The sequence below is a fragment of the Microcystis sp. M20BS1 genome (assembly GCF_020245305.1).
GTDB classification, from domain to species: domain Bacteria; phylum Cyanobacteriota; class Cyanobacteriia; order Cyanobacteriales; family Microcystaceae; genus Microcystis; species Microcystis ichthyoblabe_A.
Map to the genome: position 1 here is coordinate 1 of NZ_JADBUZ010000214.1, position 11,427 is coordinate 11,427.

At 40.2% G+C, this 11,427-nt stretch carries 13 protein-coding genes; 11 read left to right on the plus strand and 2 right to left on the minus strand.

The features are described 5' to 3' along the window. The first annotated feature begins 329 nt into the window (after positions 1-329). The 11 genes from IM507_RS20255 (at position 330) to IM507_RS20305 (ending at position 9,552) form a co-directional block, all read left to right on the plus strand. The gene (locus IM507_RS20255) at positions 330-3,077 is read left to right on the plus strand and encodes a type I restriction endonuclease subunit R (RefSeq protein ID WP_123230083.1); all 2,748 of its coding nucleotides are present in this window, start codon (positions 330-332) and stop codon (positions 3,075-3,077) included. A gap of 3 nt (positions 3,078-3,080) precedes the next feature. After that, positions 3,081-3,392 (plus strand): DUF433 domain-containing protein, encoded by a 312-nt coding sequence (locus IM507_RS20260; RefSeq protein ID WP_271936244.1) that lies wholly within the window; start codon positions 3,081-3,083, stop codon positions 3,390-3,392. Further along, on the plus strand, positions 3,385-3,720 hold the full coding sequence (locus tag IM507_RS20265; RefSeq protein ID WP_271936246.1) for a DUF5615 family PIN-like protein: 336 nt from the start codon (positions 3,385-3,387) through the stop codon (positions 3,718-3,720). Before IM507_RS20260 ends, IM507_RS20265 begins: the two co-directional genes overlap by 8 nt. Positions 3,721-3,750: 30 nt before the next feature. Then, entirely contained in the window at positions 3,751-4,398 is a 648-nt protein-coding gene (locus IM507_RS20270; RefSeq protein WP_272104640.1) for a Uma2 family endonuclease, read from the plus strand. Between the two features lie 2 nt (positions 4,399-4,400). Then, the gene (locus IM507_RS20275; protein WP_287637614.1) at positions 4,401-5,906 is read left to right on the plus strand and encodes a restriction endonuclease subunit S; all 1,506 of its coding nucleotides are present in this window, start codon (positions 4,401-4,403) and stop codon (positions 5,904-5,906) included. Between the two features lie 197 nt (positions 5,907-6,103). Continuing rightward, positions 6,104-6,502, plus strand: coding sequence for a GxxExxY protein (locus IM507_RS20280; RefSeq protein ID WP_123230079.1), 399 nt, complete (start codon positions 6,104-6,106; stop codon positions 6,500-6,502). Between the two features lie 394 nt (positions 6,503-6,896). Beyond that, positions 6,897-7,157 (plus strand): hypothetical protein, encoded by a 261-nt coding sequence (locus IM507_RS20285; protein ID WP_002731890.1) that lies wholly within the window; start codon positions 6,897-6,899, stop codon positions 7,155-7,157. Further along, positions 7,144-7,464, plus strand: coding sequence for a type II toxin-antitoxin system RelE family toxin (locus IM507_RS20290; protein ID WP_002733533.1), 321 nt, complete (start codon positions 7,144-7,146; stop codon positions 7,462-7,464). The genes IM507_RS20285 and IM507_RS20290 overlap by 14 nt, the downstream gene beginning before the upstream one ends. A 24-nt stretch (positions 7,465-7,488) precedes the next feature. Then, positions 7,489-8,976 (plus strand): class I SAM-dependent DNA methyltransferase, encoded by a 1,488-nt coding sequence (locus tag IM507_RS20295; protein ID WP_287637615.1) that lies wholly within the window; start codon positions 7,489-7,491, stop codon positions 8,974-8,976. A gap of 48 nt (positions 8,977-9,024) precedes the next feature. Next, on the plus strand, positions 9,025-9,327 hold the full coding sequence (locus IM507_RS20300) for a gamma-glutamyltransferase (protein WP_199309461.1): 303 nt from the start codon (positions 9,025-9,027) through the stop codon (positions 9,325-9,327). 12 nt (positions 9,328-9,339) lie between these two features. Next, a complete protein-coding gene (locus IM507_RS20305) occupies positions 9,340-9,552 on the plus strand; it encodes a gamma-glutamyltransferase (protein WP_176721646.1) in 213 nt (70 codons plus the stop codon). A 118-nt stretch (positions 9,553-9,670) separates the two neighbouring features. Here IM507_RS20305 and IM507_RS20310 read toward each other — a convergent pair whose 3' ends face one another. Together IM507_RS20310 and IM507_RS20315 are read right to left on the minus strand one after the other, a co-directional pair. Continuing rightward, complete coding sequence (locus IM507_RS20310; RefSeq protein ID WP_016516396.1) at positions 9,671-10,180, minus strand: hypothetical protein; 510 nt, start codon at positions 10,178-10,180, stop codon at positions 9,671-9,673. After that, on the minus strand, positions 10,177-11,415 hold the full coding sequence (locus IM507_RS20315) for an AAA family ATPase (RefSeq protein ID WP_190538093.1): 1,239 nt from the start codon (positions 11,413-11,415) through the stop codon (positions 10,177-10,179). The genes IM507_RS20310 and IM507_RS20315 overlap by 4 nt, the downstream gene beginning before the upstream one ends. Between the last annotated feature and the right edge of the window lie 12 nt (positions 11,416-11,427).

Consider the following 11,427-nt stretch of genomic DNA (forward strand, 5'->3'; position numbering starts at 1 on the left):
TAATTAAATTAAAAATGGATTTTAGGTTCGATCCCCCCTGCCCCCCTTGATAAGGGGGGTGCCGATAGGCGGGGGGATCTGAAAGTTTTCAATACCTACCTACTTAAATATTGACATTTGCCGTTAAATTAGTCAGCAATCTGCTTAGATAAAGATAAATAGCTGTTTATAATTAAATTAAAAATGGATTTTAGGTTCGATCCCCCCTGCCCCCCTTGATAAGGGGGGTGCCGATAGGCGGGGGGATCTGAAAGTTTTCAATACCTACCTACTTAAATATTGACATTTTCTGTTAAATTAGTCAGCTTATCGCGCCAAATTTGCTAACCATGCCTTCCAGCAATCAAACCCCAGAAAACCAATCGCGTGAACTGATTGATGAACAATTGCTTCAAGCGGGATGGTCTGTCCAAGATAAAAAAGAAATCAACTTCAATACCAGTTTGGGAGTGGCTATCAGGGAATATCCAACCGATAGCGGATTCGCTGATTATGTCCTGTTTGTGGATAGAGAACCCGTCGGTATTATTGAGGCCAAACGAGAGGAAAAAGGCTTCTGTTTAACGGTGGCGGAGGAACAATCAAACAAATACGCTAATAGTAAGCTGAAATATATCAATAACCAGCCCCTTAACTTTATTTACGAAAGCACAGGCAAGCTGACGCGCTTTACCAATCGCCGCGACCCGAAACCTCGTTCCCGTCTTGTTTTTTCCTTTCACCGACCGGAAACCCTGCAAGAATGGCAAGATAAACCCAAAAGCTTGCGGGATAAACTGCAAGATATTCCCCCCCTTGAGCCGAATGGACTAAGAGAATGTCAAATTAAAGCTATTACCAACTTAGAAGCCTCCTTTAAGCGAAATTTTCCCCGGGCCTTGCTGCAGATGGCCACGGGAAGCGGCAAAACCTTCACCGCTATTACCGCTATTTATCGCCTCCTAAAGTTTGCCGATGCCAAACGGGTGTTATTTCTAGTCGATACCAAAAACTTAGGAGAACAAGCTGAACAGGAGTTTATGAATTTTGTTCCCAATGATGATAACCGAAAATTTACCGAACTTTACAACGTTCAGCGATTATCCTCCAGTTATCTGGCCAAAGATGCTCAGGTCTGCATCTCAACCATTCAAAGACTCTATTCTATCCTTAAAGGGGAAAGTCTCGATGAGGCTGCCGAACAAACCAACCCGAATGAATTAGTACAAGGGAAACAACCCGTCCCCGTGGTCTATAATCCGAAAGTTCCTCTTGAATTCTTCGATTTTATCGTCATCGATGAGTGTCATCGCTCGATTTACAACGTTTGGCAACAGGTTTTATTATATTTCGACGCTTTTCTGATTGGTTTAACCGCCACTCCCGACGTGCGGACATTTGCCTTTTTCCATGAAAATGTAGTTAGTGAATACAGCTACAAACAAGCGGTAATGGACGGCGTAAACGTAGATTATCAAGTCTATACTATAGAAACGGAGATAACCAAGAATGGCGGGCGTATTCTCAGGGAATACATCGAAAAAAGGGAAAAATTAACCCGTGAAAAACGCTGGGTACAACCGGACGAGGATATTGTCTATACCGGCAAGCAACTTGACCGAGATGTGGTCAATCCCAGCCAAATACGCCAAATTATCCGCACCTTTCGCGATAAACTGCCAGAATTATTTCCCCATCGCCAAGAAGTCCCGAAAACCCTGATTTTTGCCAAGGATGACAGCCATGCTGACGATATTATTCAGATAGTCCGGGAAGAATTTAGCGAAGGGAACGATTTCTGCAAAAAAGTTACCTATAAATCGCCAGAAGACCCGAAATCCGTGCTTTCTCAGTTCAGAAATGATTTTAATCCCCGTATCACCGTCACAGTCGATATGATTGCCACGGGAACCGATGTTAAACCCCTTGAGTGTTTAATTTTTATGCGGGATGTCAAATCTCGAAACTACTACGAACAGATGAAAGGACGAGGTACACGCACCCTTGACCATGATGGTCTCAAAAAAGTCTCTCAATCCGCCCTTTCTGCCAAAACTCACTTTATTATCATCGATGCTGTCGGTGTGGAACAATCAGCCAAAACCGATAGCCGGCCCCTGGAAAGAAAATCCAGTGTCCCCTTAAAAGACCTGATGATGGGCATTATGATGGGAACAGACGATAGCGATGCCTATATCTCCCTAGCCTGTCGTTTTGCGCGATTAGAACGACAAATCACGCCAAAAGAAGCTGAAAAGATAAAAGAAATCACCGGAGGGGCAACTTTGGGAGATATGGCCAAAGCCCTGCTTAATGCCACAGACCCCGATAATATTGAGGATAGGGCCAAAGAAACCTATCAAACCACAAATCCGACCCCAGAACAGTTAAAAGCGGCGGAAAAAGCCCTTACTCGTGCGGCTGCCGGCTATTTGACTGGGGAATTGAGTCATTACCTTGAGAATGTGCGGAAAGTACACGAACAGTACATAGATACTCAGAATCTGGATAGGGTGACATTCTCAGGATGGAGTGAAGCGCAACGGATAGACAATCAAGCCCTAATAAATGACTTTACAGCCTTTATTGAGGCAAATAAGGACGAAATCACCGCCCTGCGTATCCTCTATAACCTGCCCTATCAACAGCGTCCCGTCACCTATAAAATGGTCAAGGAAGTCTTAGATATTCTCAAAAAAGACCGCCCCAACCTAGCGCCAGTGAGAGTATGGGCAGCCTATCAACAGATAGAAGCGGTGCCAAGCAATCCCACCAGTGAGTTAACGGCGTTAATTGCCCTAATCCGGCGTGTTATTGGCTTAGATGAGGTTTTAACCCCCCATGAAAAACGCATCGATAAAGCTTTTCAAACTTGGGTTTTTCAAAAACAGGCGGGCGCATCAGTAAAATTCAATCAAGAACAGATGCAATGGCTACGGGCAATCAAGGAACATATTATCAGTTCTTTTGCCTTAGAGCGAGAGGATTTGGACTATACCCCTTTTGATAGTATGGGGGGAATCGGTAAACTCCATCAGCTTTTTGGCGATGAGATGGAGGCTATTATCGAGGAATTAAACATCGCTTTAGTGGCATAAAATATGACTGTAACTTTAACCCAACATATTGCCATAAACCCTGATATTCGTAATGGCAGACCGCATATTGTCGGCAGTCGCATAACGGTGGCTGAAATTGCCATTATGTATCTGAAAATGGCGCAATCTTTGGAATTAATAGCAGGGAAATATCATCTTTCTCTGGCTTCGGTTTATGGAGCTATGTCTTATTATTACGAGCATCAAGGGGAAATTGACCAGCAAATGGCTGAAGATGAAGCGTTTGCCGATGAATTTCAAAAAAATCATCCTTCTCAGTTACAAGAAAAATTGAGGGCTTTGCGGGGTGAATAAACGGATTCGCTATCATTTAGATGAAAATGTTGACCCTGATGTTGCCTTAGCCCTTCGTAGTCAGGGAATTGAGGTAACGACAACTTTTGAGATGAATATGGCAGGCACATCCGATGCGGTACAATTAGCATTTGTGAAGCAGGAAAAACGGGTGATTGTTACCCATGACACGGATTTTCTCAAGATTGCAAGTCAAGACAATACCCATTATGGCATCGCTTTTTGTAAGAAGGGCAGTCGTTCAATTGGAGAGATTATCCGTAATTTGATATTAATTTATGAGGTGATGTCTCCTGAAGAAATGCACGGTATTGTCGAGTATTTATGACTTAACCATTGCTGAATTTAAGAAATTACTATGAAAACACTCACAAAATCACCCGCAGAAAATTATCTGATACTACACCCCATTAGTTGGCAAACCTTTGGGCGAATCTGCGAGGAATTAAGCCAAAATTCGAGTAAGCGTCTGACCTATAATCAGGGATATTTGCAGATTATGAGTCCTTTAATGGAACATGAGAACAATAACTGGTTTATTTCCCGTCTTGTCTTTATCATGGCAGAAGAATGGGATTTAAACATTAAAAGTGTCGGTTCTCTAACCCTGAAAAGAGATGATATTCAAAAAGGAATTGAGCCGGATGCTTGTTTTTACCTCAAAAATGAACCGGAAGTCAGAAATAAGTTATCAATCGACCTTAACCAAGGAGATAAACCCCCAGATTTAGCGATAGAAATTGATATTACCAGTGGTTCCCTCGATAAATTCCCCATTTATGCCGCCTTAGCCGTGCCGGAAATCTGGCGATATGATGGGAATAACCTCCGGTTTTATGGATTGAATCAGGAAACAAACGGTTATGAAGAAATAACCGAAAGTTTAGCCTTTCCCCTCTTAGATATAACCCTAATTCCTTCATGGCTAGAACAAAGGTTTATCATCGGAGAAACAGCCACCTTAAAGCAAGTGAGACAATGGATAAAAGAACAAATTAAGGAGTAAATATGACCTTACAAGATGTGATGGAATTAGCCAACTTAAATTATTCAGATTTACCCCCGGGGTGGACTAAATCAGCTATTAAAGAATTGATCGGTCATGATGGTATATTCTGTGATGGTGATTGGGTAGAGTCAAAAGATCAGGATCCTAATGGTGAAGTAAGGTTAATTCAGCTTGCTGACATTGGAGATGGATTTTTTAAGGATCAATCAGATAGGTTTTTAACTTTTAAAAAATCTATTGAATTGAATTGTACTTATCTACAAAAAGGAGATATTTTAGTAGCAAGACTTCCTGATCCTTTGGGACGTGCTTGTATTTTCCCTTTAAGTGGAATCAAAAAATTTGTTACAGTTGTAGATGTTTGTATTATTAGGAATAATAGCAACTTCATTAATTCACAATACTTGCTATATTTGATCAATTCTCCTCAAACTAGATTAGAGGTCGATAAATATAAAAGTGGTTCTACCAGAAAAAGAATTTCAAGGAAAAACTTTGCTAAAATTCAATTTCCAATTGCTCCCCTACCTGAACAACATCGAATTGTCGAGAAAATTGAAGAATTATTCTCAGAATTAGATAACGGGGTTGCATCCCTGAAAAAAGTGCTAGAACAACTAAAAACCTACCGTCAAGCAGTGTTAAAATGGGCATTTGAGGGCAAATTAACCGAAAAATGGCGCAACACACATCAAGACAGTCTAGAGGATGCCGATACCCTATTAGAACAGATTAAAGCTGAAAGAAAACGCCATTATCAGCAACAATTAGAGGACTGGAAACAAGCACTTAAAGAATGGGAAAATAACGGCAAGGAAACTAAAAAACCCACCAAACCCCAACAGCCAAAAGATTTACCTCCCCTCACCAAAGAAGAATTAAGCAATTTACCCAGTTTACCTAATGGGTGGATGTGGGTGAAATTGGGTTACATGACGATAGGAACGGAATATGGAACATCATCAAAATCACAAAAAGAAGGAAAAATTCCTGTTCTTAGAATGGGTAACATCCAAAACGGAATTATAGATTGGTCTGACCTTGTTTTTACAAGTAATGAAGACGAAATTAGACAGTACCTTCTTCAGGAGAATGATGTTCTATTTAACCGAACAAATAGTCCTGAATTAGTAGGAAAGACAGCTATATACTCAGGAAAAGTACCTGCTATTTTTGCTGGATATTTAATTAGAATTAATCAAATTAACTCTATTGTAAATGCTAAATACTTGACTTATTTTCTTAACAGCACAATAGCCAAGAATCATGGTAATAAAGTAAAAACCGATGGGGTGAATCAATCCAATATTAATGGTGAAAAATTATGTAACTATCCTTTTCCTTATATTTCCCTCCAAGAACAAACGCAAATCGTGCAAGAAATCGAATCAAGATTATCAGTATGTGACCAATTAGAAGCCACCCTCACCGAGAACTTAGACAAAGCAGAGGCATTGCGCCAAAGCATCTTAAAACGGGCCTTTGAGGGGAAACTCGTACTATGATTAGGAATGATTAAATGAGAACTATGATTGAGGGATTGATGGGATGCTCAATTCAAAAACTTTTGATATTCGTAGCAAAATCTAATCATAGCCAATCAAAAAATCACATAAATCACAGTACGGGTGGTTAGAAAAATTATGCGACCCGTAGTAAAATCTAATCATAGCCAATCAAAAAATCGTATCAAGTCAATAGCATGAGTTACGTTTCTTCTAAATATCCAGACAGCGAATTAACAGGTAAAATAATCGGTTGTGCCATGGAAGTACACCGCATACTAGGAAACGGCTTTCAGGAAAAAATCTATCAACGCGCCTTAGCCATAGAAATGACATATCAAGGAATTTCCTTTAGTCAAGAACACGAAATGAATATCATTTATAAAGGAACACATATCGGCACAAGACGAGTTGATTTTTTCGTAGAAGGAAGGATAATGGTAGAAATCAAAGCCGTCATTAAACTTGAAGATGTTCACCTCGCACAAGCCATTAATTATATAGAAATTTATAGACTTCCCATCGGTTTACTAATTAACTTTGGCTCAAGAAGCTTAGAATTTAAACGAGTCATGAAACCAAAGCCAAAACCATGATTAGAAATCATTAAATGATGACTATGATTGAGATAACTAATAGGATGCTCGATTCAAAAACTTTTGATATTCGTAGCAAAATCTAATCATAGCCAATCAAAAAATCACATAAATCACAGTACGGATTGATGGGATGCTCGATTCAAAAACTTTTGATATTCGTAGCAAAATCTAATCATAGCCAATCAAAAAATCACATAAATCACAGTACGGATTGATGGGATGCTCGATTCAAAAACTTTTGATATTCGTAGTAAAATCTAATCATAGCCAATCAAAAAATCACATAAATCACAGTACGGATTGATGGGATGATAAAGTGGTGAAAAATCTGATACTTGTAGCAAAATCTAATCATAGCCAATCAAAAAATCACATAAATCATAGTACAGAAATGGCACAAGCAATTCGTCAAACCACCTTCGTTCAATCCGATGGAACAATAAAAATCGACACCCCCCAACTTCCCCAAGGGGCAAAAGTCGAAGTTATTGTCATCCTCGAAGACAATCCTCAAACCCTGTCAGCCGAAGCTTTAGCTATAGAAAGACTGCCCCAATTAGATAATCCCAGTCAATTAATTACTCTTATCGAAGCAGACCAAGAAATTGACGAAGATGAGCTAAAACAGTGGGTTGCCAATGAGCAAAGCTAAAAATCCTTATATTGTTCAAAGCGTCAAAGAATTACAAAATGACATCTCGCAATTACCGCCAAAACTGCAACAAAAATGGCAAAACTATCAAAAAATACTCGCCTTAGACCCCTATCAAACGTTAGGATTTCCTAGTCATAACTTAACAGGAAAACTCAAAGGATGTCGTGCCTTAGAAATCGATTGGAATGGAACCCCCTACCGTCTTGTTTATCGCATCCATGACAAACCTTCTCCTAAACGAGTGGTTATTCTAAGCTTTGCTGAACATGACCCTGCTTATGAAAAAGCCAAAAAACGCCAATAAAACCCTAATAAACAAACCAATGTCATGAATACCGCCTCAATTGTCTCAAAAGTTTGGAGTTTTTGTAACACCCTGCGGGATGATGGGGTCAGTTATGGGGACTACCTTGAACAACTCACCTACCTCCTATTCCTGAAAATGGCTGATGAATACGCCAAACCGCCCTATAATCGTAAAATCGGCATCCCCTTTGAATACGACTGGCAAAGTCTGCGCAGCAAACGAGGGGCCGACCTCGAAGCTCATTACCTCGGCATATTACGCGAATTAGGGCAAAAAAAAGGCTTATTAGGGCAAATCTTCACCAAAGCTCAAAATAAAATCCAAGACCCTGCCAAACTGCTCAAAATCATCACCATGATAGATGAAGAAAACTGGGTGATGATGGAAACGGATGTCAAAGGCGACATATACGAAGGACTTCTAGAAAAAAACGCCGAAGACACCAAAAGCGGCGCCGGACAATACTTCACCCCCCGGCCCTTGATTTGGGCCATGGTAGAATGCTTGCGTCCCCAACCCATGGCAACTATTGCTGACCCTGCCTGTGGAACCGGCGGCTTTTTTCTGGCAGCCTATAACTTTTTGGTCAAAAATCATCCCTTAGACCGAGAACAGAAAGAATTTCTCAAAAAAAGCACCTTTCACGGTAATGAAATCGTCGCCAATACAAGACGCCTGGCATTGATGAATATGTTTCTGCATAATATCGGCGATATTAACGATGAGCAATGCTTTATCGCCTCCACCGATGCTCTGATTGCTCCTTCTCCCCTTAGCGTCGATTATGTCCTTGCTAATCCCCCTTTCGGCAAAAAAAGCAGCCTAACTTTCACTAATGAAGACGGGGAACAGGACCAGGAAGACTTAACCTATAATCGTCAGGATTTTTGGGCAACCACTTCTAATAAACAACTCAACTTCGTCCAGCATATTCGTTCCATGCTCAAAAGCACAGGACAAGCTGCCGTGGTTGTCCCCGATAACGTCCTTTTCGAGGGTGGCGCCGGGGAAACCGTCCGCAAACAACTATTATCAACCACCGACCTGCATACTATCCTCAGATTACCCACCGGCGTATTTTATAAACAGGGAGTGAAAGCCAACGTCATCTTTTTTGATAATAAACCCGCCGCTAAAGACCCTTGGACAAAAGCCATCTGGTTTTATGACTTTCGCACCAATATTCACTTTACCCTCAAGAAAAACCCCTTAAAACCCGCCGATTTACAGGACTTCATCACCTGTTATCATCCCCAAAATCGTCATCAACGCAGCGAAACCTATTCAGAACAGAATCCCGAAGGACGTTGGCGAAAATTCACATATAATGAGATTATCGCCAGGGATAAAACCAGCCTCGATATATTTTGGCTCAAAGATAAAAGTTTAACCGACCTTGACAACCTGCCTGACCCCGATGTGCTGGCTTTGGAGATTATGGAAAACCTCGAAGCTGGATTAGAAAGCTTTCGGACAATTGTGGACAGTTTAGAAGTCACCGAGACTTAATGCTTCCAACTTCCATCGGGGAAGGTGAGAAATTCTCGATTAATACACTTGTTCGCACCATTAATTCTACCAAAAACCCCAGAAGGGAACCGTCTATCTGGCCACAAGCGATCGAGATTTTCCGGTATTGTAAAGTTTCAATCCAATTTTGATGGTTTTGCCATTGGTATTTTAGTCCCCCAGACGGGAATCGCCCTGCCTAACCTTGCTAGTGGTTTTACCCTCGAATTGGGTCATCCTAACCCCATTACCCCCGCTAAACGCCCTTTTCATCTGATTATCCCCAGTTTTCTCCGTTGGGATAATGGCACTTTTGATGGGCGCACCTATGCCCCCCAAGTCCCCCGATAAATGGCGGTAAACATGGTTGACCATCATTTCAATCCTCAAACCGCCCTTGATGCCCCTAGATGGCGATTTTTACGGGGAAACAGCGTACTTTTAGAAAGGGGTGCAGCCCCCGAATTACTGCCCGGATTAACCCCCAGAGTCCATCAGGTGGCGCTCGCAGATTCCTCCCATTTTGGCAAGGGTCAAATTATCCGGCAAATTGCGAACCTCAGTCCGATGGGTTAGCTTTGGGATATTGAGATAACGAAGGCGGTCGGCAGGGTGAGATTCAACATCAAACTAGGATATCTCTACACTCTAGAAAATCAATATCTTCAGAGCCACCGAATCAAAGAGAATTAAATCAGTCAATTTTGATGATATTTTGAATGATTAATCTAAACCCAGTTTCTTGGCGAAATTTTTCCATCCTCTCCGTTTGTGAAGTCTGAAAGGTAGGCTTTTTGTTATTGGCAATGTAGGCTTTTCTAGATGAATAATCCTCTATACCATGATTTTCAATAAATACCCGAATTGTGTTTCTTAGTTGGTCTTCTCCGTCTCCTACCCACCCCGAATTTTTCCCCTTTCGTTCTTTTAATTCTACAAAAATCAAACAATTAGCATAGGTCAGCATTCCATCACAGCGTTTATCCATACCACTACCATCGACTTTTCTAATTTCAATACATTTATCAATAGCGGTAAATGTCACTTCAATTTCTTGAGAGTTTTCCACAATAGCAATCCAATCCCTGGGATTTTCTGTATCTAAATAAGCGGGAGTTTCTGGGGGAGGTGGCTGATCACAAATTCCAAATTTATGCCGAGGGGTTTGACTCTGACATTTTTTATCAAAGAAATTTATCTTCATAACTGTTCTTCGATTTCTAGTAAATCATCAAAAAGCTGATTTGTCTCTCCCAGGGAAAGATTGAGATAATTTTCATCAGAAGGTAAACCATTATATGTAGCAAGTTCTCGGATTTCTCCTTGCTCTGTTAATTCATATACAATAGCATCTTGTGCCGCTATACAAGAGGCTTTCGGGACAATTTGGTTGAGCTTTTCTTGGAGATAATCGGCGTTAGAAATCGCTGATGATAGGATTTTTTTGATAACTTTATCCGCTTTGATAGCTAGGGTTAGATCGTTGATAATATAAGGACTATGAGTAGTTAAAATTAGTTTATTTCCCTGGGTTAAATTGGCAAATTCAAATAATTTATATAAAATCTTTTTCTGAGATTGGGGAAATAGATTCTGCTCGATTTCTTCCACAATATTTACAAAACACTCATTGCGGTATTTAGAAGATAACACTTCCAGTGCTGCCCTTTTTAGGTCATCGGAAAGATTATCATTAGAGATAATTTTCTCGATTTCCATTTTTAATCTTTTTTGCTCCTCTCCACTGAGTTCATTGCGGGAAGTTTCTTGAGTTCGATTAATCGATAAAGCAATATTTCGAGAAACGAGAAATAAAGGAACAAAAGACTGAAAACCACTGGAAGCTTCTGATAGATTTAGTTGATAATCACTACCCACAATCTTGGCCAGTCTATTGAGTTTATCAAATTCCAATTTGACCTCACCTACTGGCAAAGTCAAACTGCCAGATAATTCCTGTTGTGAGCGATCCAATTCTTCCCAGAAAGTATATAATGATTCTGGCAGTCCTTTGAGTTTTTCTGGCCATCTTACTGCACTCAAAAAGTTTCGCTCTGCTGGTACATACATAATTTTTGGTACTCGATACTTTGAATTATCAGTACGCTCGATCGATAATTTAGCATTTTCAAAACTAATTCGATAAACATCTCCATTGTATTCAATTTGGGTTTCGGGTAAAAAGTAATTGGTTAAATTTTGGTATTGACAAAAAGATTTAACAAAACGATTATATTTAGTCACATATTTTTCCTCTAAATTTCCACGATATAGAGCTTTTTCCAACCAGCTTAATGTTGATATTAATTTAGCAATGCTACTTTTTCCAGTTCCTTGATTACCGATAAAAATCGTTACTTTCCGAACGTCGATAAAACCATCATTTTCTACTAAACCCGCCTTAATTGGACCGAAGTTTTTAACTTTAATTTGGCTCATTGTTACCCCCTT

Excerpts from the sequence above, each read along its gene's own strand:
- IM507_RS20275 (WP_287637614.1), top strand. The coding sequence starts at position 4,401 with ATGACCTTACAAGATGTGATGGAATTAGCCAACTTAAATTATTCAGAT.
- IM507_RS20305 (WP_176721646.1), top strand. The coding sequence starts at position 9,340 with ATGGTTGACCATCATTTCAATCCTCAAACCGCCCTTGATGCCCCTAGA.
- IM507_RS20270 (WP_272104640.1), top strand. The coding sequence starts at position 3,751 with ATGAAAACACTCACAAAATCACCCGCAGAAAATTATCTGATACTACAC.
- IM507_RS20290 (WP_002733533.1), top strand. The coding sequence starts at position 7,144 with ATGAGCAAAGCTAAAAATCCTTATATTGTTCAAAGCGTCAAAGAATTA.
- IM507_RS20280 (WP_123230079.1), top strand. The coding sequence starts at position 6,104 with ATGAGTTACGTTTCTTCTAAATATCCAGACAGCGAATTAACAGGTAAA.
- IM507_RS20310 (WP_016516396.1), bottom strand. The coding sequence starts at position 10,180 with ATGAAGATAAATTTCTTTGATAAAAAATGTCAGAGTCAAACCCCTCGG.
- IM507_RS20255 (WP_123230083.1), top strand. The coding sequence starts at position 330 with ATGCCTTCCAGCAATCAAACCCCAGAAAACCAATCGCGTGAACTGATT.
- IM507_RS20285 (WP_002731890.1), top strand. The coding sequence starts at position 6,897 with ATGGCACAAGCAATTCGTCAAACCACCTTCGTTCAATCCGATGGAACA.
- IM507_RS20315 (WP_190538093.1), bottom strand. The coding sequence starts at position 11,415 with ATGAGCCAAATTAAAGTTAAAAACTTCGGTCCAATTAAGGCGGGTTTA.
- IM507_RS20260 (WP_271936244.1), top strand. The coding sequence starts at position 3,081 with ATGACTGTAACTTTAACCCAACATATTGCCATAAACCCTGATATTCGT.
- IM507_RS20295 (WP_287637615.1), top strand. The coding sequence starts at position 7,489 with ATGAATACCGCCTCAATTGTCTCAAAAGTTTGGAGTTTTTGTAACACC.